This window comes from Poseidonibacter parvus (genome assembly GCF_001956695.1).
GTDB classification, from domain to species: Bacteria; Campylobacterota; Campylobacteria; order Campylobacterales; family Arcobacteraceae; genus Poseidonibacter; species Poseidonibacter parvus.
This window is the reverse complement of sequence record NZ_CP019070.1, coordinates 2824557-2846118: the sequence shown is the minus strand read 5'-3', so window position 1 is coordinate 2846118 and position 21562 is coordinate 2824557. Positions and strand designations below refer to the sequence as shown.

Annotated in this window: 28 protein-coding genes; 16 read left to right on the top strand and 12 right to left on the bottom strand. The window is 28.2% G+C overall.

Annotated elements, in window-relative coordinates:
* Positions 1-41 precede the first annotated feature (41 nt).
* Genes thiC through LPB137_RS13845 form a run of 5 tightly spaced genes read left to right on the top strand, consistent with a single transcriptional unit; the run spans position 42 to position 4522 of the window.
* Positions 42-1913, top strand: coding sequence for a phosphomethylpyrimidine synthase ThiC (gene thiC / locus LPB137_RS13865; protein WP_076089084.1), 1872 nt, complete (start codon positions 42-44; stop codon positions 1911-1913).
* 19 nt (positions 1914-1932) lie between these two features.
* Positions 1933-3024, top strand: a complete 1092-nt coding sequence (locus LPB137_RS13860; RefSeq protein WP_076089389.1) for an FAD-dependent oxidoreductase — start codon at positions 1933-1935, stop codon at positions 3022-3024.
* Positions 3021-3224, top strand: coding sequence for a sulfur carrier protein ThiS (gene thiS / locus LPB137_RS13855; RefSeq protein WP_083657284.1), 204 nt, complete (start codon positions 3021-3023; stop codon positions 3222-3224). Before LPB137_RS13860 ends, thiS begins: the two co-directional genes overlap by 4 nt.
* A gap of 1 nt (position 3225) precedes the next feature.
* The gene (locus LPB137_RS13850) at positions 3226-4008 is read left to right on the top strand and encodes a thiazole synthase (RefSeq protein WP_076089082.1); all 783 of its coding nucleotides are present in this window, start codon (positions 3226-3228) and stop codon (positions 4006-4008) included.
* Entirely contained in the window at positions 4001-4522 is a 522-nt protein-coding gene (locus LPB137_RS13845; RefSeq protein WP_076089080.1) for a thiamine phosphate synthase, read from the top strand. The genes LPB137_RS13850 and LPB137_RS13845 overlap by 8 nt, the downstream gene beginning before the upstream one ends.
* Before the next feature lie 20 nt (positions 4523-4542).
* On the opposite strand, the gene LPB137_RS13840 is transcribed toward LPB137_RS13845, so the two are convergent.
* From LPB137_RS13840 to LPB137_RS13815, 6 genes are all read right to left on the bottom strand, one after another.
* Positions 4543-5364: a hypothetical protein gene (locus LPB137_RS13840; protein ID WP_076089078.1), complete on the bottom strand. Its 822-nt coding sequence runs from the start codon at positions 5362-5364 to the stop codon at positions 4543-4545.
* A 14-nt stretch (positions 5365-5378) separates the two neighbouring features.
* Positions 5379-7370 (bottom strand): EAL domain-containing protein, encoded by a 1992-nt coding sequence (locus LPB137_RS13835; RefSeq protein ID WP_076089076.1) that lies wholly within the window; start codon positions 7368-7370, stop codon positions 5379-5381.
* Between the two features lie 2 nt (positions 7371-7372).
* A complete protein-coding gene (locus tag LPB137_RS13830) occupies positions 7373-8239 on the bottom strand; it encodes a sulfurtransferase (RefSeq protein ID WP_076089074.1) in 867 nt (288 codons plus the stop codon).
* Positions 8240-8400: 161 nt separating this feature from the next.
* On the bottom strand, positions 8401-8790 hold the full coding sequence (locus LPB137_RS13825) for a hypothetical protein (RefSeq protein WP_076089072.1): 390 nt from the start codon (positions 8788-8790) through the stop codon (positions 8401-8403).
* A 39-nt stretch (positions 8791-8829) separates the two neighbouring features.
* Complete coding sequence (locus LPB137_RS13820) at positions 8830-9027, bottom strand: hypothetical protein (protein ID WP_076089070.1); 198 nt, start codon at positions 9025-9027, stop codon at positions 8830-8832.
* Between the two features lie 9 nt (positions 9028-9036).
* Complete coding sequence (locus tag LPB137_RS13815; RefSeq protein ID WP_076089068.1) at positions 9037-9402, bottom strand: S24 family peptidase; 366 nt, start codon at positions 9400-9402, stop codon at positions 9037-9039.
* Positions 9403-9491: 89 nt separating this feature from the next.
* Here LPB137_RS13815 and LPB137_RS14270 point away from each other — a divergent pair, with 89 nt between their 5' ends.
* Complete coding sequence (locus LPB137_RS14270) at positions 9492-10178, top strand: lysophospholipid acyltransferase family protein (RefSeq protein WP_076089066.1); 687 nt, start codon at positions 9492-9494, stop codon at positions 10176-10178.
* Positions 10179-10190: 12 nt separating this feature from the next.
* Positions 10191-10547 (top strand): hypothetical protein, encoded by a 357-nt coding sequence (locus tag LPB137_RS14265; protein WP_076089064.1) that lies wholly within the window; start codon positions 10191-10193, stop codon positions 10545-10547.
* Positions 10548-10556: 9 nt separating this feature from the next.
* Here the strand turns inward: LPB137_RS14265 and LPB137_RS13800 are convergent, their stop codons facing one another.
* Positions 10557-11210 (bottom strand): HAD family hydrolase, encoded by a 654-nt coding sequence (locus LPB137_RS13800; RefSeq protein WP_076089062.1) that lies wholly within the window; start codon positions 11208-11210, stop codon positions 10557-10559.
* 63 nt (positions 11211-11273) lie between these two features.
* Here LPB137_RS13800 and LPB137_RS13795 point away from each other — a divergent pair, with 63 nt between their 5' ends.
* A complete protein-coding gene (locus LPB137_RS13795; protein ID WP_076089060.1) occupies positions 11274-11711 on the top strand; it encodes a hypothetical protein in 438 nt (145 codons plus the stop codon).
* Positions 11712-11713: 2 nt separating this feature from the next.
* Here LPB137_RS13795 and LPB137_RS13790 read toward each other — a convergent pair whose 3' ends face one another.
* The 3 genes from LPB137_RS13790 to LPB137_RS13780 are packed head-to-tail and all read right to left on the bottom strand — an operon-like array spanning position 11714 to position 13848.
* The gene (locus tag LPB137_RS13790; RefSeq protein ID WP_076089058.1) at positions 11714-12634 is read right to left on the bottom strand and encodes a TPM domain-containing protein; all 921 of its coding nucleotides are present in this window, start codon (positions 12632-12634) and stop codon (positions 11714-11716) included.
* A gap of 3 nt (positions 12635-12637) precedes the next feature.
* A complete protein-coding gene (locus LPB137_RS13785) occupies positions 12638-13252 on the bottom strand; it encodes a TPM domain-containing protein (protein WP_076089056.1) in 615 nt (204 codons plus the stop codon).
* A gap of 2 nt (positions 13253-13254) precedes the next feature.
* Positions 13255-13848, bottom strand: a complete 594-nt coding sequence (locus LPB137_RS13780) for a LemA family protein (RefSeq protein WP_076089054.1) — start codon at positions 13846-13848, stop codon at positions 13255-13257.
* A gap of 171 nt (positions 13849-14019) precedes the next feature.
* Between LPB137_RS13780 and LPB137_RS13775 the strand changes: the two genes are divergently transcribed.
* From LPB137_RS13775 to ung, 3 genes are read left to right on the top strand one after another with little or no spacing between them, the layout of a single operon-like run.
* Positions 14020-15666, top strand: coding sequence for an acetolactate synthase large subunit (locus LPB137_RS13775; RefSeq protein ID WP_076089052.1), 1647 nt, complete (start codon positions 14020-14022; stop codon positions 15664-15666).
* 18 nt (positions 15667-15684) lie between these two features.
* Positions 15685-17076, top strand: a complete 1392-nt coding sequence (locus LPB137_RS13770; RefSeq protein ID WP_076089050.1) for an aldehyde dehydrogenase family protein — start codon at positions 15685-15687, stop codon at positions 17074-17076.
* A gap of 10 nt (positions 17077-17086) precedes the next feature.
* On the top strand, positions 17087-17734 hold the full coding sequence (gene ung / locus LPB137_RS13765; RefSeq protein ID WP_076089048.1) for a uracil-DNA glycosylase: 648 nt from the start codon (positions 17087-17089) through the stop codon (positions 17732-17734).
* Between the two features lie 18 nt (positions 17735-17752).
* Here the strand turns inward: ung and LPB137_RS13760 are convergent, their stop codons facing one another.
* Positions 17753-18100 carry a nitrous oxide-stimulated promoter family protein gene (locus tag LPB137_RS13760; protein WP_076089046.1) on the bottom strand — a complete coding sequence of 116 codons (348 nt, stop codon included), beginning with the start codon at positions 18098-18100 and terminating at the stop codon, positions 17753-17755.
* 93 nt (positions 18101-18193) lie between these two features.
* Here LPB137_RS13760 and LPB137_RS13755 point away from each other — a divergent pair, with 93 nt between their 5' ends.
* Positions 18194-18841: a Crp/Fnr family transcriptional regulator gene (locus LPB137_RS13755; RefSeq protein ID WP_076089044.1), complete on the top strand. Its 648-nt coding sequence runs from the start codon at positions 18194-18196 to the stop codon at positions 18839-18841.
* Positions 18842-18850: 9 nt separating this feature from the next.
* Here LPB137_RS13755 and LPB137_RS13750 read toward each other — a convergent pair whose 3' ends face one another.
* Positions 18851-19249 (bottom strand): hypothetical protein, encoded by a 399-nt coding sequence (locus LPB137_RS13750; protein WP_076089042.1) that lies wholly within the window; start codon positions 19247-19249, stop codon positions 18851-18853.
* Between the two features lie 29 nt (positions 19250-19278).
* Here LPB137_RS13750 and LPB137_RS13745 point away from each other — a divergent pair, with 29 nt between their 5' ends.
* The 4 genes from LPB137_RS13745 (at position 19279) to LPB137_RS13730 (ending at position 21543) form a co-directional block, all read left to right on the top strand.
* Positions 19279-19686: a hypothetical protein gene (locus LPB137_RS13745; protein ID WP_076089040.1), complete on the top strand. Its 408-nt coding sequence runs from the start codon at positions 19279-19281 to the stop codon at positions 19684-19686.
* 87 nt (positions 19687-19773) lie between these two features.
* Positions 19774-20307 (top strand): ComEA family DNA-binding protein, encoded by a 534-nt coding sequence (locus tag LPB137_RS14600; RefSeq protein WP_076089038.1) that lies wholly within the window; start codon positions 19774-19776, stop codon positions 20305-20307.
* A 73-nt stretch (positions 20308-20380) separates the two neighbouring features.
* The gene (locus LPB137_RS13735; protein ID WP_076089036.1) at positions 20381-20791 is read left to right on the top strand and encodes a YchJ family protein; all 411 of its coding nucleotides are present in this window, start codon (positions 20381-20383) and stop codon (positions 20789-20791) included.
* Positions 20792-20802: 11 nt separating this feature from the next.
* Positions 20803-21543 (top strand): YaaA family protein, encoded by a 741-nt coding sequence (locus tag LPB137_RS13730; protein WP_076089034.1) that lies wholly within the window; start codon positions 20803-20805, stop codon positions 21541-21543.
* The last annotated feature ends 19 nt before the right edge of the window (positions 21544-21562 follow it).

Here is a 21562-nt window from a genome sequence, read left to right as displayed (position 1 = left end):
TTATACATTTTCTCTTTATTTAAAAAAATAAAGGAAAACAAATGACTATTAAAACTAACACTATAGAAAACTCAAACGATATAATTACTACAGAGCCATTACCCGCTTCAACAAAAGTTTATCTTTCAGGGACAATACATCCTGAAATTAAAGTTCCAATGAGAGAGATTCTTCTAGCAAATGAACACAAACTTCGTGTTTATGATACATCAGGTGTATATACAGATACAACAGTTGATATTGATGTAACAAAAGGAATTTCTCCAATTAGAAAAGATTGGATAACAAAGAGAGAAGTTGAAGAATACGAAGGTCGTATTGTTGCACCTAAGGATAATGGTTATAAATCAGATGAACAATTAGAAAAAGCAACAGCTGGTTCACTAGGACTTGTACGAACACCATTACGTGCTAAAAAAGGGCAAAATGTTTCTCAATTACATTATGCACGTCAAGGTATTATTACACCAGAAATGGAATTTATTGCAATTAGAGAAAATCAAGACAGAGCAATGAGTGAAAATTATTTAAGTGACCCTGAAAGAGAAGAAAGATTAAAAGGTAATAATTTTGGTGCAAATTTACCAAATGAAATTACAGCCGAATTCGTAAGAGATGAAGTAGCACGTGGACGAGCTGTAATTCCTTGTAATATTAACCACCCCGAAGTTGAACCTATGATTATAGGAAGAAACTTTTTAGTAAAAGTAAATGCAAATATTGGTAACTCAGCTACCTCTTCATCTATTGCAGAAGAAGTAGAGAAAATGGTATGGTCAACTAGATGGGGTGGCGATACGGTTATGGATTTATCTACTGGTAAAAATATTCATACTACTAGAGATTGGATTTTACGAAACTCTCCTGTGCCTATTGGAACGGTACCAATTTATCAAGCTCTTGAAAAAGTAAATGGTGTTGCAGAAGACCTTACATGGGAAGTATTTAGAGATACATTAATTGAGCAAGCAGAACAAGGTGTAGATTACTTTACAATTCACGCAGGATTATTATTACATCATGTACCAATGACTGCAAAACGAGTTACAGGAATAGTAAGTCGTGGTGGTGCTATTATGGCAAAATGGATGATTGCTCATCATGAAGAAAACTTTTTAAATACACACTTTGAAGATATTTGTGAAATTATGAAAACTTATGATGTTACATTTTCACTAGGTGATGGTTTACGTCCAGGTTCTACTGCTGATGCTAATGATGAAGCACAGTTTGCAGAACTTAAAGAGTTAGGAAGATTAACAAAAATTGCTTGGAAACATGATGTTCAAACACTTATAGAGGGACCTGGTCATGTACCAATGCACATGATTAAAGAAAATATGGAAAAACAACTTGAATGGTGTGATGAAGCACCTTTTTATACTTTAGGCCCACTAACAACTGATATTGCTCCAGGTTATGACCACATTACATCAGGTATTGGAGCTGCTATGATTGGTTGGTATGGTTGTGCAATGTTATGTTATGTAACACCAAAAGAGCACTTAGGACTTCCAAATCGTGATGACGTAAAAGAAGGATTAATTACTTATAAAATAGCAGCCCACGCCGCAGATATTGCAAAAGGACATCCAGGTGCAAGAGCACGTGATGATGCAATGTCATTAGCACGATTCGAGTTTAGATGGGTTGACCAGTTTAATATTGGACTTGATCCAGAACGTGCACGAGAATATCATGATGTAGAACTACCTGCTGAATCTGCAAAAGTAGCACATTTTTGTTCTATGTGTGGACCAAAGTTTTGTTCTATGAAAATTTCACAAGAAGTTAGAGATTATGCTGATGATAAAGAATTAAGCGTTGAAGATGCCAAAAAAGAAGGTATGAATAAAATGTCTCAAGTCTTTAAAGAAAGTGGAAGTGAAGTTTATGTTGAAGCGAAAGAATAATAAATTAAAAAATGAAAATATGAATATAGCAATAGTAGGTACAGGTTTAGTAGGTAGAGTTTTAGCACTTAATCTATTAAAAGATGGTCATAACTTAACTTTATTTGATAAACATGGTAAAGATGGTGTTAAAGCAGCTGGTTTTACAGCAGCTGGAATGTTAGCACCTTTTGCTGAACTTGAAACTGCTGAATCAATAATTTTTGATTTAGGAGTTCGTTCTATTGCTTTATGGCCAGACTTACTAAAAAAAGTAGGAGTATATGATGGTTTTCAATTAGCAGGAACAATTATAACCTCACATCCACAAGATTTAAATGAACTTGAACATTTTATAGCTACTCTTAAAAATAAAGTAAAAGAAGCCAAAGAGATTGATTTTATAAATAAAGAAGAGTTAAAAGAGCTTGAGCCTGAATTAAATAACTATAATAAATCCTTTTATATTAAAAATGAAGGTCAAGTAGATTCACAACGTTTTATCTCATTTTCTACTAACTATTTGCAAAATCATCCTAATGTAATATGGAAAGATTTTACTGAAGTTGATAAAATTGAAGAAGGTAGTGTCTATATTGAGAATAAAAAAGAAGAGTTTGATTGGGTTTTTGATTCAAGAGGTTTAGGAGCTAAAGAACATTTTAAAGATTTAAGAGGAGTAAGAGGTGAGGTTTTATGGTTAGAATCAAATGATATTAATATCACAAGACCAACAAGATTACTTCACCCAAGATATAAAATCTATATAGTACCAAGGCAAAAAGGCTGTGAAGGAATTGATTTAGAATATTGTAGTGATTGTAAAATCACACAATCTAAGGGTTCAATACGTTATATAGTAGGTGCAACAGAAATTGAAAGTGAAGATACTAGTCCTATTTCAGTACGTTCTTCTTTAGAGCTTTTATCAGCTGTTTTTACAGTTCATCCAAGTTTTGGAGAAGCACGTGTTGTTAATACAGAAACTAATTGTCGTCCTGCATTTAAAGATAATTTACCTAGAATAGAAAATAGTCATAAACTTACAAGAATCAATGGTCTTTATAGACATGGATATTTATTAGCCCCTGCAATTGTGGAAAAGGCATTAAAGGAAGGAATATATAAATGATAGAAATTATAGTAAATGGTGAAAAGCAAAAAGTAAAAGAAGATATAAATGTAAGTGAAATGATAGAAGTTTTAGAATATAAAGACAAATCTTTTGCAGTTGCTTTAAATGGTACATTTGTAGCTTTAAAAAACTATAACGAAACAAAAATAAACGATGCTGATAAAATAGAAATTCTAGCGCCAATGGTTGGAGGTTGATATGTGGGAAATAGGTGGTAAAAAACTTGATAGTAGATTATTAATAGGTTCAGCACTTTATCCCTCACCTTCAAATATGGAAGAGTCTATTAAAATCTCCCAAGCACAAATAGTTACTGTATCGCTTCGTCGACAAAATGCAGGTGATAAAGCAGGTGAAAGTTTTTGGAATATTATTAAAGAAATGAACTTAGAAATTTTACCAAATACGGCAGGTTCACACTGCGCAAAAGAAGCAATTACTACTGCACAAATGGCACGTGAAGTTTTTGGTACAAACTGGATAAAACTAGAAGTAATTGGAGATCAATATAATCTGCAACCAGACCCTTTTGAAACTGTAAAAGCTGCTGAGGTTTTAATAAAAGAAGGTTTTGAAGTATTTCCCTATACAACAGATGATTTAGTAGTTGCAACAAAACTAGCAGATGTTGGATGTAATATTTTAATGCCTTGGGGCTCTCCTATTGGTTCAGGTCAAGGATTGATGAATCCTAGTAATTTAAAAGCTATAAGAAAGAAGTTTCCAAATTTACAACTAATTATTGATGCAGGTATTGGAAAGCCATCTGATGCAGTTGAAGCAATGCAATTAGGTTATGATGCAGTTTTATTAAACTCTGCAATAGCACTAGCACACGACCCTGTTAAGATGGCAGAAGCTTTTAAACATGCAATAAGTGCAGGACGTTTAGGGTATGAAGCTGGTGTTATGCAAGAAAGAGAATTTGCAACTCCATCTACTCCAGTAGTAGGAACACCTTTTTGGCATCAATTTGATTAGATATTTAATTAGTGAGCCTTCTTATAATTATAAAAGCTTTAAAGATGCTAATTTTGTTTGTTATAGAAACAAAAATGCAGTTAATTTTGAAGAAGAAGCAAAAGCTTTTATAAAAAAAGCAAAAAAAGAAGGTATTGAAAATATTTTTTTAAATACAGACTACTTATTAGCTTCAAAACTAAAAGTTACAGGAGTACATTTAACATCAAAGCAACAAAACTTTATATCTAGTGCAAAGAAATTAGGCTTAAAAGTAATTATTTCTTGTCATAATGAAGAAGAAATAAAAAAAGCAATTGAAGAAAAAGTAGACTTTATTACATATTCACCTATTTTTGAAACACCAAATAAAGGTAAGCCAAAAGGTATAAAGAATTTAGAACAAATAGTTTGTAAATATGATGTTAAAATTATTGCACTTGGAGGAATTATTACTAAGGAGCAAATAGAGAAAATAAAGCATACTAAAGCTGCTGGTTTTGCATCTATTCGCTATTTTTTAGATGAGGAGTAAATTAAAATATCTTAAGATTATTACTCAACAATCCCACTGATACAAGTAACTTCAACACCTTCTTTTCTCCAAGCTTTTACAATTTCAAGTAAACCTATACTATCACTTGGCATATGAGGAGCTATTATTATATTTCCTATATTTTGTTCTTGTACTGCTTTTTTTACATCTTCTGGAACGTGCATAGCTATTATAGTTCCAACTCCTGCTTCAAAATATGATTTATAAACATCAACGCCACCGTTTGTTCCACCTGCCATTAGAACTTCTATTTTTCCTGCATAATCACTAGGACTTCCAACTCTAATAACAGGTTGTGCAGTTTTACCTACATAATATTCCCATGAATTTAACTCTTCAATAATATCTTTTAGTTTTGTTTTTGCTTTAGTTTCAAAAGCTTTATCAAGTCTTGTTTGAACAATTTCTTCAGTTATAAAATCAGCTGGAATATGAATATTTAAATAAGGCATTTTCATAAGTCTTGCAGCAGAACTAACTCGGTCATAATTAGAAGCATGACTTCCTAAATCAACGCTTTGTTGTTTCTTTTTTAGTGCTTTTTGAGCTTTATTTATAGGAACACCTGATTTTACCATTCTATCTATTTGCACATCCATTACTTTTGAAAAATCAACTATACAAGAGTCTGCTTTTGGATGATGAGATACTACACAATCATATCCCATTTGTTGTGCTAAAAGTAATTCAGGTGTCTCCATATCAATACCAATAAGTACTTTTTTTATATCTTTACCTTCAACTATAATATTTGTATCATAAGGCATAGCATCTAGTTTTGCAAGTTTTAGTGCGGTATTCATTAAGTTTGTTGTTGTCATATATATTTCCTATTCTAATTAAGCCATGAGCTTAAAGCTCGTGGTTTTCCTAAGAAGTAACCTTGTCCATAAGTTACTCCTATAGCTTTTAGTTCTTCAACATCTTCTTTTGTCTCAACATATTCAGCAACAGTTTCTTGTCCCTTAAGTTGTGCAATTTCTTGAATGTATTTTATTACTGCTTTATCTATAGGATCTGTATGCATATCTTTTACAAAACTTCCATCAATTTTTACTACATCAAATGGTAAACTTTTAAGATATTCAAAAGAAGCCATACCTGTTCCAAAATCATCTAACGCAAGTCCAATATTTTGTTTTTTAAGCCATATTATAAACTCATTTGCCATATTAAAATTACCAATTGCTGAACTCTCCGTAATCTCTAATTCTAGTTTATCCCAAGGAAAATCAAAATGTTCAATAGCTTCTTTTACTTTTGCTTGAAAGTCTGGGTTGTTTAGACTTGAACCTGCTAAGTTTATATGTGCAGAGTGTAGCTTTTCTATATGGTTTTTATCTTTTGTAACAGTCTCAAGATATGTCCATAGAACATGCATATCAATATCTGCCATAAGTTGATATCTCTCAGCTGTTGGCAGAAAACTATCAGGTGGTATGAAGTTATTGTCTTTATCCCACATACGTATAAGTATTTCATAACTTATCTTATCTGTGTCATATTGTAGTGGAACTATATCTTGTGCAAAAAGTTCAAATCTAGCTGGACCATCTACTAACGCTTCTTTTATAAGTTTTGCAGTATCAATTTCCATGGATACTCTTTTTGCAATTTCATCACTTGGGTCAAAGATTTGTGATTTACCTCGTCCTTTTTGTTTAGCTGTATAAAGAGAAGTTGTACTTGCTTTTAAAAGCTCTTTTAGAGTAAATTCAAAAGGTTTAAAAAATACAAGTGAGATACAAGCCGATACACTAAATGTTTCATCTTTATATGAAAATCTAAAATCATGGAGTCTTTTTAGACTTTCTTCTAAAAAGTTTTTTCCAAACTTTTCATTTGAATCTTTTAAAAGTACCGAAAAAGTATCTCCATCGATTCTAGCAAAAGGAGTATCTTTTGGTAGGATTGCTTGATAATGAGTCACTATCATTTTTAGTAGTTCATCCCCAGCTTGATATCCAGCTGAATCATTTACTAATTTAAATTGATCTAGATTTATAAGTAAGTAGTTGTATCCTTTAATATTTGGATTATCATTTTTTAAAGCATTTAGAAGCTCCTCTTTCATAAAAAAACGATTATAAATATTTGTTAGTTGGTCATGATTAGCTTGAAATTTTAATTCTTTAGATGACTTTTCTATTTGTTTCATTTGTAAATTAAAACCATCAAATAGCTCTTTGATTTCATTATTTGCATTAGTGCTGACTGCAGTAATCTTATTATTAGTAGGGTCACTTTTTCTCATTGCATCTAATAGTTCTATAAAAGGTTTAGTATAGTTTTTACTTAAAAAAAGACTAATTAAAAATCCAAAAAGTAGGGCAAAAGGAAATATTATAAGTATTGTATATGTAATTTGTTCTTCTTTTTGTTTAAAAGATGATAAGTCTACATCAATCAATTCAAAACCTAAAGTATAATTATCAGCAGTTATATCTTTTTTGACAAAAAGGTGTTCATCTATAAATATTGTCTCTTCTTCAAAAATAGATAATTGTTTTTTTGTTAATTCTTTCGTATCTCCATATTGAAAAATTGCTTTTTTATTTTCATTATAAAGAATAACTCCTCTTATTTCTTTAAATGCAGATAATCTAAATGTTATATCAGATAAAACATCAGCATTTGGGTTTAATATAAAATTTAGAAGGTCATTATTTAAAGATTGAGTAATTGCGTCAGTTTGGGTAATTGCGTTTTGTTGATTCTCTTTTTTTTGAACGCTTAATATAAAAAATAAGGTACTAGCTTCCACAACAATTACAATTAAAGTCATAAACACAATTAATTGTGTTTTTATTCTAAATTTAGTCCACATATTTAGTTTAATGCTTTTGATTTATTTGTAATAGGTAAATTTATATCATTACCCCATTCTCTCCATGAAGCATCATAATTAGAAACGTTATATCCTAGTTCTCTTAATGCAAAATAGTTAGTAGAAGCAACTCTTCCTATTTTACAGTATATTATAATTTTCTTATCTTTGTTAATATCTTTGTATAACTCTTTTAATGTAGTAGTTTCTTTTAATTTTGATAATTTATTTTCTTTTTTTAAATTTGAATATGCTGGTATATGAATGGCATTTAGTATATGACCAAATCTTTTTGCTACTGATTTTTTACCTATATAAGAGTTATAATCTCTTGCATCAATAACAGTTTGGTTTGGATTCTTTGTCGCAATTTGAGTTGTAAATTTTGTAGATAATCTATTGTTATTAATTGAAGCTATATATTTACTAGGTTTAACTTTAAGTATTTCAGAAGAAATAGGAAGTTTTTTCTTTTCCCATGTATCAAAACCACCATTAAGTAATTTTACATTTTTAAATCCATAAACTTCTAAAGTCCAAAATATTCTTGAAGCATCATAAAAAACACCATCATCATATATAACAATATTATCCTCAATATTTAAGCCTAGTTCTCGCACTATTTTTTGCATTTTATTTGGATTAACAATTTTACCATCGACTCTTTTATTTTCATAACTTTTTGAAACAGGAAAGTTTAGAGAGTTTTTTATATGACTAATTGAAAAATCTTCATAGTTTCTCACATCAACAATTTTGTAGTCTGTAATATTTTTTGATAATTGTTCGACACTTATTCTTAAATCTTGTGCATTTAGTGTAAATTGTGTTGCTAAGAAAATAAAAATAAAATAAAAATTATTTTTCATGATAAAACCTTTTTTTGCTTTGTAAAAAGGATATTATCATTATTATCTTCATTTGTAAATAGATTATTAGTATATTTTGTACGATATGCTTGTACTTTGAATTATAATAGAGTGAATAGTCTTATGTGTCAAACTCTAAAAAAGAGTTTGACAAAAAGTGATTAGTTTCCTAATAATTTTGTAGCAGTACCCATTAAAGATGAGTTTGAAGTTGCAGCTTTTGCAGCTTCTGTTGTTGCTGCGTCTTTTGCATCATTAACTGCACCTTCTAAACCTTCACTTGATTTTTCAGCACAAATATCAATAGCTTTTGCCATCATACCATCATCTGCAATTCCTACAAATGACTTATAAGTAGATGCTTGCGTACAATATGTTTTTGCTTGAGCAGCAGTAGCTGGAGCTTTTTCTTTTACCATTGCTGCTAACTTTGTTCCAATACTTTCTGCTGTAATTCCCATTGCACCACCAACAGTTTTTGCCGTACTTGCAATATCAAATGCAAAGATTGTAGTAATTGTAAGTGCTGATGCTAATATAATTTTTTTCATTTTTTTCCTTTAATTTTTTCGGATTATACTCTTAAAGACTTAAAACCTTTCTTTTAAAATTATAATTTTAGTTATTAAATCAAATTCAAAATTACCTTCTTGCGTTTTTAGGATGTGTTTATCTTCTGTTATTAACTTAAGAGCTTTAACTTTTGTATATTTTTTGTTTTTATACATAAATGAAATATAGTTTTTATCTTCAATTGCTTTTAGTAAAAATCTTTCTTGAATATTCATTTAGACTCTTTATAAGTTTGTAAAGGTAATTAATACCTTAGCAACTAGCTTGATATCATTTTCTTTATAAACTAAATGAGAAAAATCTGGATTTATTGAAATAAAGTTTTTATTTTTTAAATCATATTGTTTTACCCACATTTCATTTTCATAATATAGTAAATATATTCCATTATCTTCTAAAGTCTTATTTGAAAGATCTGAAACTATAAGGGCTTTATGATTTATTACAGCTTGCATTGACTTTCCATTTACAATAGTTACGAATAATGAATTTTCATTAAACTTTTGATTAATCAAGTGTTTTGAAAAAGTTAAATTTTTTGTTTTATTATCATCAAAAATATCTATATATTCTAAACTTAGATTTTTCATATACTTACCTTTTATTTTTAAAATAGAGTATAAGTATATCTATATATTATTTAGATAAAATGCCACTTTAAAAATTATTAGGACAATATTTGAATTTCAAACTTATAACAATGGCAATTTACGCAACTTACTTAACGAATAAGTTTGGTTTTCTTCTTAAAAATGCGAAAACAAAAGAAAAGCAAATGCTTCTTAGGGAAGAGTATTCAAGTACTTTATTTTCAAAATTAAGAATAAATGTAAATGTTATAAATAAAGAAAAATTACCACAAGATGGTAAATATTTATTGATTTCAAATCATAAAAGTATTATTGATCCTTTGATAATTGAAAGTGCTTTAGTTAATACAAAAATTAGAGGTTATTGGGTTGCTAAAAAAGAGTTATATAACTCTTTTTTCTTTGGGATGTTTACAAGAAATGCTGGCTCTATTCTTTTAGATAGAGAATCTAAAAACATGTCTTCATTTTTTAAAAGATTAAAAGAGGTCTCTTCAAATGGAGACTCTATATATATCTTTCCTGAAGGTACTAGAAATAAAGAAAATACACCAATATCATCTTTTAAAGAGGGTGCTAGAATTATTGCTTTAAAAAATAGACTAGCTATTTTGCCTATTTTTATTAAAACAAATGCAAATGAGATTTTAAAAGAAGCAATAAATAAAAGAGATAAAGATTTAACAATTGATATTGAAATTGGAGATATTATTGATTATAAAGATAAAACTCCATTAGAAGAGAATTATCGTAATATTTTTAATTTAGATAAATAAAGAAGGAAAAAAATGAGTAAAACAATTATAGAAAAACTAGTTCAAGATGAATTCAACGTTAATGTTGCATTTTATATTCATTTAAAATCATTTAATGATAATGTACGAAAAGAATTAAAAGAAAGAATAAAAGAAGTATTTTTCTTTTCAAAAGGTGTAGACTGGAAGTTTGATAGTTTTGGTATTGAAAAACCAGGTTCAAGAAGCAATGATATCTTAGGATATTTTATTTTTAGAACATCAGATGTAGAGAAATTAAAAAAACTATTTATAACAGAATTTAGTGATTATGATAATGCTTCAAAAATCACTTGTTCTGTGGCTAAATATGAAAAAGTTGATGAAACTTTTTTTGAATTAGAAGTATAGATTAAAATACTAAGAGATTAAAATATCGTAGAGTTCATCTGTATTTGATACGATGAAATCTGCACCATTATCTCTTAGCTCTTTTTCATCTCTAAATCCCCATAGAACTCCAATAGCAATCATCCCTGCATTTTTAGCTGTTTGCATATCAATTTTTGTATCACCTACAAAGTATATATTTTCAACATCTTTTTCTAAGTCTTTTGCAATTAATAAAGCAGCACTTGCATCAGGTTTTTTTGCAATACTATCTTTTTGTCCTGAAATATTTACAAATGAGTAATTACTAAAAAACTTGTTCATGCAATCTAGCGTAAAGTTATGTGGTTTGTTTGATAATATTGCTTTAGGATAAGCTTGATTTTCTAATTTACCTAAAAGTTGATGAATACCTTCATATACTTTTGTTTTTGAATCTATTTCTTTTTTGTAAATCACTTTAAATCTTTTGTGAAGTTTTTCAATAGTTTCCTCATTTTCTTTCTCATTTGTAGCTCTTTTTAGTAAAACTTTTACTCCATCACCTATAAAATATTTATATGCATTTATTTCATGAGTATTAAAACCAAACTCTTTTAGTGTTTGATTAACTGAATTTGCTAAATCTTCTAATGAGTCAATTAGTGTACCATCAAGGTCAAATATTACTGCTTTTTGTGACATAAAAATCCTTTGTTGACATTTTAATAGATTCATTTTATAATAGGATTAATAAAGGAACAATTGATGAAAATTTTAGTTTATATATTTATATTACTTAGTTTTCTAAATGCTAATAATTTAGAAAAAGGTTTTGATAAGTTAAGTACAGAACAAATGGCAGAAGTATTAGCTCAAATGATTGGTAAACAATTACCAAGAAGATTAGATGAAATTACAGTTGCTAAAGAGACTTTTTTCGAAGGTAAAACTTATGGCATGAAAAAGTATTTAATTCCTGAGAATAAAAAAGTTGCCGAAGATTTTAAACCTTATTTAGTTGCAAAACTCTATGCGAAACAAAGTTTCTATGAATATATGAAAAGAAGTGAAGTTACAAATATGTGTAAATCAAATTTGATTAGAGTATTTTTAAATAAAAATGGAAAAGTTAGAATAGATTACTATAATCAAGAAGAAGAAAATATTTTATTTATTTTACTTAATAGAAATGACTGCAAGTAAGGCTACCAGCCTCCACTTGCACCACCACCACCAAAGCCGCCACCGCCACCACCAAAACCACCAGAAGATGAACTAAAACCTCCTCTTCCAAAACTACCACCATATCCTGAAGTATAGTTATTTGAAGAGTTACTTTTTATACTTTTTAATTTATCAAAATCTACATCTTTTGTATTTATAAAATTAAATACAAATACAACTATAAAAATAATAAGTGCAAGAATTAAACTATATGCTGTAAATGCAGAACCCATTGCATATACAAAAAAAGCAAAAAAAGATGAAGGTATTGAAGATTTTGTAACTTTATATAAAGTCTGTTTTCTCAAAGCTCTTGAAAATGAATTTCCAAAAACTGATAAAAATATAATTGCAAAAAATACTAAAGGTATAAACTCATTTGTATTATCATTTATTTGGGCTTGTGGATGATTTGTATACTCTCCATTAATAGCTTCAATAATTTTTTCTGTTGCATTGTTTATACCTATGTAATATTGCTGTTTTTTAAAAGCTGATTTTAAAGTATATTCAATAATTTCATGAGAAATTTTATCTGTTAACGCACCCTCTAATCCATAGCCAACTTCAATACGAAGTTTTCTATCATTTAGAGATATTACGAGTAATACTCCATTGTCTTTATCTTTTTGACCAATTCCCCAATATCTTCCAAGTTGATAAGAATAATCAGCAATATCATATCCTTCTAAAGAATTAAGACTAACAATTACGATTTGATTAGAAGTTTTTTCTTCATGTGCTTTTAAAATAGAAGATAAAGTCTCTCTTTGGTCTTTTGTTAAAAGTTTTGCATTATCTACAACTCTTCCAGAAAGATTGGGAAAAGAATCAGTAATATTTGCAAAAGAAGAAAAAACAAAACCTGAAAGTATAAGAATTATTAGTAATATCTTTTTCATATTTTAAACCAACTCTATTACATCATTAGGAAGTTCATTTTCATCATCGTCTTTTATTGGAAACTCTTTGATTAAATATGTGCTACATGAATCAATAGCTTTTAAGTAACCCTTTGATAACTCATTATTCTTAACATCTTTTATAAATTCATCTACGATTACTTGCCAATAATCATTAGAAATTTTTTCAGATATCTTTTCATCTGTAATAATTTCAACATATTTTTCATCAATACTTACAAAGAACATTAAAGCTTGTTTTGTTTTTGTTCTATTTAATCGAAGATTTTCAAATTGTGTATTTGCATATTTACTTGCTATATTTTTTTTATAAAAACTTGGAAGTAGGAATAATATGATATTTTCAAATCTATTAAAGATAAAATGTAATATTAAAAATGTAAGTATTTGTGTTTGTATTAAAAGTAGTGTAGAAATATCAAAGAATAAACAAAGTAAAGAGAGTAGACAAACTATAATTATACTTATTACAGAAGATGCATACTTATAAGTTGCACTTCTTTTTGCTACAACTGCAACTAATTCAGCTGAACTTTTAGACTCTAAAAGTTCAATTGATTTAGAAATGGCTTGTTTATGCTCTTCCTTGATATACATGACTAAAACTGAACTTTTGGAGCTTCTTGTTCTGCTTGTGTTGCTTTAAATGTTTCTTTTACACTTGCACTTGGGTGAGCAATTGCAGCTACAAGTTTCCCTGGCATTGTTCTTAATTCAATATTATATTTTTTAACAGATGCTATAAAATCTTTTCTAGCAACTGTAATTCTATTTTCAGTTCCTTCAAGTTGTGATTGTAAAGCCATAAAGTTAGCATTTGCTTTTAAGTCAGGATATTTTTCAACAACTAGCATTAATTTTGATAAAGCACCAGATAGTCCTGCTTGTGCTTGAGTAAATTGTTGCATTGCAGCTGGATTATTTAAAGTATCAGCATTTATATTCATTTGAGAAACTTTACTTCTAGCTTCTGTTACTTCTATAAAAGTATCTTTTTCATGAGCTGCATAACCTTTTACAGTTGATACAAGATTTGGAATTAAATCTGCTCTTCTTTTATATTGGTTTTGAACTTGTGACCATTTTTCTTTTACGTCTTCGTCTAGTTTTGGTACATTGTTATAGTTTGTAATGATTAAATATACAAGTGGTAATACAATTACAAGAACAAGTATCATAGCGATTTTTTTCATGTTTAGCCTTTTGATTATATACGCGAATAGTATATGAATTATCATTAAAATTATATGAATAATTATTAAATACAGATATAATATTCAATAATCTATAAAAAAATTAAAAAATTAAGAACTTTTCAAGAGATATTGAGTATGATTATCATTAAATTTTTAAAGGAGTATTAAATGAACGCATCAGAATTATTTATAAAAGCATTAGAAAACGAAAATGTTGAGTACATCTTTGGAATCCCAGGTGAAGAAAACCTAGACTTCTTAGATGCACTTAGAGAATCAAATATTAAACTTATTTTAACAAGACATGAGCAAGCAGCTGGTTTTATGGCAGCTACTTATGGAAGACTAACAGGAAAAGTTGGAGTTTGTCTTTCAACTTTAGGCCCAGGGGCTACAAATTTTGCAACAAGTGCAGCATATGCACAATTAGGTGGAATGCCTATGATGATGATAACAGGTCAAAAGCCTATTAAAAAATCAAAGCAAGGTAGATTTCAAATTATTGACATTGTTAATATGATGAAACCTATGACAAAATATGCAAAACAAGTCGTAAATGGTGATAATATACCTTCAATGGTTAGAGAAGCATTTAAAATTGCAACAACAGAGCGACCAGGTGCTGTTCATATTGAATTGCCTGAAGACATTGCAGCTGAAGAAGTTGAACTAAATATTTACCCTGTTCAAAATTTCAAATATCCAAAAGCAGAAAAAGATTCAATTTTAGAAGCTGTAAAGATGATTGAAAAAGCTAAAATGCCACTATTATTAATAGGAGCAGGGGCTAATAGAACAAGAATTGGAAATGCACTTACAAACTTTGTAAATGAAACAGGAATACCTTTCTTTTCTACACAAATGGGAAAAGGTGTTATTGATGAAAACCATAAACTTTGTTTAAGTACAGCAGCATTATCAAAAGATGATTTTATTCATTGTGCAATTGAACGAGCTGATTTAATTATCAATGTTGGACATGATGTTATTGAAAAACCACCATTTTTTATGGATAACCATGAAGGTGCTACAAAAGTAATTCATGTTAATTTTTTACCTTCAGAAGTAGATGATACTTATTTCCCACAATTAGATGTTTTAGGAGATATTGCAACAAATATTGAAAGTTTAAGTACAGCAATTTCACCACAAGACCATTGGGATTTTGAATATTTCAAAAAAATGATTGTTGAAATTAAAACACATTTAAATAAATACTTTGCAGATACAAGATTCCCTATTCTTCCTCAAAGAGCAGTAAGAAGTATTAGAAGTATTTTAGATGATGAGGATATTGTTACTTTAGATAATGGAGTATATAAAATATGGTTTGCAAGAAACTATAGATGTGCACAACCTAATACTTTATTATTAGATAATGCATTGGCAACTATGGGAGCAGGGCTTCCTTCAGGAATGGCTGCTAAAATGGTAAATCCAGATAAAAAAGTTGTTGCTGTTTGTGGTGATGGTGGATTTATGATGAATTCACAAGAGATTGAAACAGCAGTAAGATTAGGAATTGATCTTACAATCATAATTTTAAATGATAATGCATATGGAATGATAAAATGGAAACAAACAGGAATGGGATTTGAGTCTTATGGACTTGACTTAGAAAACCCAGATTTTGTAAAATATGCGCAATCTTATGGAGCAAATGGTTATAGACCTGAATCTTGTGAAGATTTTGAAGAAATATTAGAAAAATGTGTTAATTCTAAAGGTGTTCATTTAATAGATTTAGCAGTTGATTACTCATTAAATCATGCGATTTTAAATGATCTTTTAGCAAAAAAACAATGTTTAGTATAAAATTATAAGGAAATAAAAATGAATACAATTGAAGTAACATCACCATTTGACGGTAAAGTAGTTGGAACTGTACCCTTTAGTTCAGTAGAAGAAGTAACACAAGCAATAGATTTAGCACAAGATACTTTTTTGGATACAAAAAATCACTTACCAAAGTATAAAAGAGTAGAAATTCTAGAAAATGTAATGAATATCATGAGCTCTCAAATTGAAGAACTAACAAATCTTTGTGCAAGTGAAGGTGGGAAACCTTATATAGATTCAAAAGTGGAAATTCAAAGAGCAATAAATGGTGTTAAATTAGCAATTGAGCATTTAGGTGCATTTGAAGGTAAAGAAATTGCAATGGGACATACAGCAAGTTCTGCTAATAGAATGGCATATACTTTTAAAGAACCAATTGGAGTAGTTGCAGCAGTTTCTGCTTTTAATCATCCTTTTAATCTTGCAGTTCATCAAGTAATTCCAGCACTTGCTGTTGGTTGTTCTGTTATTATTAAACCAGCAACTCAAACGCCTATGTCTGCTGTAAAATTAATAGAGATATTAGAAGAAGCAGGATTACCAAAAGGTTGGGCACAAGTAGTAGTTTGTGGAAGAGAAGCTGGAGAATTATTAGCAACGTCTAAGAAAGTGAATTTCTTAACGTTTATTGGTTCTGCTAAAGTTGGTTGGTATTTAAATTCAAAAGTAGCTAATGGAACAAGAGTTGCATTAGAGCATGGTGGAGTAGCACCTGTTATTGTTGAAAAAGATGCTTGTTTAGATGAGTTAATTCCTTCTTTATCAAAAGGTGGATTCTATCATGCAGGTCAAGTTTGTGTATCTGTTCAAAGAGTTTATGTTCATAAAGATATAATAGATGAAGTAGCTAATAAATTATCAAGTGCAGCTCAAGCTTTAGTAGTTGGCGATCAAATGGATCCAAAAACTGAAGTAGGTCCATTAATTAATAATGATGAAGTAAATAGAGTTGAGCAATGGGTAGATGAAGCAGTAGAAAAAGGTGCAAAGATTTTAACAGGTGGAAAAAGAATATCTGATTCTTTATATGAACCAACTGTAATTTTAAATCCAGCAGATGATGCTTTAGTTTCTACAAAAGAAGTATTTGGACCAGTAGTATGCTTATACTCTTATGATGATATTGAAGAAGCATTTACACGTGCAAATTCACTTGAAGTATCATTTCAAGCAGCAGTGTTTACAAAAAATATAGATACTGCTCTATTAGCTGTAAAAAGATTAAATGGAACTGCTGTTATGGTAAATGATCATACTGCATTTAGAGTTGATTGGATGCCATTTGGTGGTGCTAAAGCTTCAGGACTTGGAATGGGTGGAATTCTTCATTCAATGGAAGAGATGAGTAATGAAAAATTAATGGTTATTAAATCAAACGTACTATAAGAGGATAAATATGAAGTGGGAAGACTTTTTTAAACAAGAAGAGCAAAAAGATTATTATAAAGATTTAATGAAAAGTATAGAAAAGGCATATAGTACAAGTGTTGTTTTTCCGTCTAAAGATAAAATCTTTAATGCTTTTAGTCTAACTCCCATTTCAAATTTAAAAGTAGTAATTCTAGGGCAAGATCCTTATCATGGAGTTGGACAAGCTCAAGGCTTGGCATTTTCAACTCCAAGTGATATTAAAAATCCACCTTCAATGAGAAATATATTAAAAGAAATAGAAGATGATTTGAAGTTAAAGTCTGTATGCGAACATGGAGATTTAAACTCCTGGGCAAAAGATGGGGTATTGCTTATAAATGCTATTTTAACAGTTGAGCAAGCAAAACCAAAGTCACATCATAAATTAGGTTGGGAAATATTTACTGATAATCTTATAAAGTTTATATCTTTAAATTGCAAGGATATAATTTTCATATTATGGGGTAGTTCGGCTATAAAAAAAGAAAAAATTATAGATACAAGTAAACATCATATTTTAAAAGGTGTTCATCCAAGTCCATTATCAGCTTATAGAGGATTTTTTGGGTGTAAGCATTTTTCAAAGACAAATGATATTTTAAAAAAATTAGGAAAAGATGAGCTTAGGTGGTAAAAGTAAAATTTAAACAGTTTAGGAAAATAAACTCTTAATTCGTTTTTTTACTTTTGTAAGACTTAGTTTTATCGCTGCATATTTCATCACTTTTGCGATATTTTTCCATCTAGGTTTTTCATAACAAGGAGTTGGACATGTTCTGCATCTTGGTTTTATATCATGCTGACATTCGATTAAACGTTGATGCGAATAGCTAATTGCATCATGACAAGTAGGACAAAGACATAAATTCATAGTAAATTTTTTATCTTTATATTCTAAAGTAATTTCTTTATCTACTAGATTTTCATGTTTATCTTTACAATAAAGTTCAAAAAACTTCTTTAATGTATTGATTTCTATTTCAAATTTTTCAGTTGTCATAAAAAAATCCTTTATTTAAACCTATATTTAATATTTTTCCATAAAATACATTAGCAAACATTGATTTTAGTCAATAAAAAGAGAGAAGAAAACATGGAAGTAACAGGATTAGAAGATTTTTATTTTTTCAGTTTTTTAGAAAAAGATGAATTGGTTAGATTAAAAGAGATATCTATAAAAAAACGTTATAACAAAAATGAAATACTTTTTTATAAAGGTGATAGTTCTAAATATTTACATTTATTAATAAAAGGTGTTGTTAAACTATACACACATGACCATAAAGATAATGAAGTAATAATTCATAATTTAATGGCACCTTCATTTATTGCAGAAATTGCGAATTATGAAGAAGTAAAGTTTCCAGCAAATTGTGCTTTTGAAACAAATGCAGAAGTGCTTTTAATTGACTATGATAAGTTTAAAGAAGAGTTTTTATTAAAACCTGAAATATCAATCTTTTTTATTAAATCATTAACAAGAAAAATAAAAGCTCTAGAGAGTTTTATATCATATAACATTAGTTCAAACAGTAGTGAAAAGATTGCAAAATTTTTATTAGATAATGAATCTATTTTAATAAATTTAAAACAAGTAAAAATTGCTCAAATATTAAATATCACGCCAGAAACATTTTCAAGAAAAATTTCTAAATTAAAAAAAGATGGAATTATTCAAAATGAGAAGGGTTTTATAACAATCTTAGATCATGAAAGTTTAAAATATTTAGTAAATGAATAAAGAAAGAGTTTAGTCTTCTTTCTTTAAATCAAATAATAGCTTATATATATTGTTTTTATGTGTTTTATCAACTTGCATAAAAATAAAAGCTACAACAACTACATTTAAATGTATCACGGCATCTTGAAATGGGAAAAATATAAAAATAACTCCAACTATTAGAATAAAAAAAGGCTTTGAGAGTTTTATAAGTCCTTCTGCTTTTATAATTTGTAGTTTATACTCATTTTCATTTGTGTCTATAAATTCTTTATCTTGTTCGCTTAATTCATTAGAATCTTTTAATTTAACAAGACCTTCAATAACATCCATATTTTTTTTGTATTGAAAGTATCTATATAATAATATTCCAAGCAGTACGATAGATGCAAAGTTTGAGATTAATTGCAGTGGTATTTGGTTTAACATTAACTTCCTTTAATATTGTATGTATACAAGTGTATTGTATAATTTCAAAAATTACCTTAGGATTAAAAATTTCTGATTCATTTATACTTTATACTTTACTAATATGTACATCTTTTACACTTTATATTTGCTACATATTCTTTTCGAAAAAAGATTATACTCATTATACAAAAGATAACTTATTAAATACTCAAAATCCATGGTATTGGGAATGGGATAAAGAAAATATTAAAACCCTACATTCTAAATGTTCAAAATGCGATGAACTATTAGTCTACGATGAAAACTATTGCAATAATAGAGTATTTTTTTATTGTCCAAGTTGTGATAATCAAGAAATGATTATTCGTGGTGGGAATTATAAATACTCACAATATATAATTGAACGTGAAATAAAAAGAAAAGCAGGGATTGGAAAATATAAAAAAGTAATTTAATTCACAATTTATACATAATTAATTTCTAATATTATGAATATTTAATTAAATTAGATATAATAATTTAAATTATTTCAAGGAGAAAAAATGAAAAAAATTGTTTTACTATTAATGTTAGGTGTTTCATTTATGTTAGCTGCCATAAATTTACAAACAGCATCTAAAGATGAGTTAATGAGTATTAAAGGTATTGGGCCAGTTAAAGCTGATCAAATTATTAAATATAGAAAATCAAATAAGATTAAAAGTCCTTCTGATTTACAAAATATAAAAGGTTTTGGACCAGGAGTTATTTCAAACATAACTGGAAATAAAACTGTTTCAAAAGCAAAAATGTCAGAAAAAAAGAAAATAGCGAAGATTGAAGATAAGAGAAAAGATAAAATCTCTAAAGCAAAAAAATCTAATATGTCTAAAGATGAATTAAAAGCAAAAAAAGAAAAGATTAATAAAAAAGCAAAAGCTAAAAAAACTGATGTGAAAGAAAAAACAAAAGCAAAAAAAGAAAAGATTTCTAAAAAAACTGCTGCAAAATTAAAAAAAGCAAGAATGAAAGAAAAAGCTGGTAAAAAACTTACAAAAACTGAAATCAAACTTTTAAAAGAATATAAAGGTAAATAGTCTTAGTAGGATTTTCCTACTAAACTTTTTACATAAATATGCTAAAATCTCTTAAAAATAAGAGGTTCACTACTTGAAAATATCTACAAACTCTAAATGTTTATGCAACTCTGATAAAAAATACAAAAAATGCTGTAAGCCATTTCATGATGGTGTATTACCAACTCTTGCTGTTGAATTAATGCGTTCAAGGTTTTGTGCATTTGCATTAAAAAAAGCTGAATATATTATTAATACTACGCATAAATCAAATAGTGATTTTACAGATGATTTAAAAGCATGGAGAGAAGATATAGAATTATTCTGTGATAATACAAAGTTTATATCACTAGATATTTTAGAAGAGATAAATGGTCTTGATGAATCATTTGTATCTTTTAAAGCAACATTATTACAAAATGGACAAGATGCTTCTTTTAAAGAAAAGAGTAGATTTTTAAAAGTAGAAAATAGATGGGTTTATGTAGATGGAACTTTTTTTTAATAAGGATATAAATGAAAATATTGTTTTCGCCTAGTGAGGCAAAGTTTAAAGATGGAATAGATGAGAGTTTTAATAAAAATAGTTTTGTATTTCCAGAGTTATTTGATGCTAGGCTAGAGATAATTACAAAGTATCAAGAATTTATAAATAAAGCTAGTAATGATGAAATAATAAAACTATTTGGTACAAAAAAACAAGATGTTGTTGATTATTATTCTAATGATATTTTTGAAAGAAATACAAAAAAAGTTATTCAAAGATATGATGGCGTAGCATATGATTATTTAAAATATGAAGAACTTACTAAAAATGAGCAACAATATATTGATGAAAATGTGATGATTTTCTCAAACCTTTTTGGACCTATTCTAGCAGGTGATTCTGGCCTTCCTGATTATAAACTAAAACAAGGAGAAAAACTTGATGGACAAGCTGTAGAAGTTTTTTATAAAGAACATTTTACTTCTGCTATTGATGCTTATTTAGAAAACGAAGATGTTTTAGATTTAAGAGCAGGTTTTTATGAAAAGTTTTATAAGTTGAGTAAACCTTATACAACAATGAAATTTATTAAAGATGGAAAAGTAGTAAGTCATTGGGCTAAGGCATATAGAGGTATAATATTAAATACAATATCAAAAAATAATATAAATTCAATCGAAGAATTGATGAAACTAAAAATAAATAATTTAGTTATTAGTGAAATAAAAGAGAGTAAAAATAAAAAAGAGATTATTTATAATATAGTTTAAAGATATTCATAAAGGTATG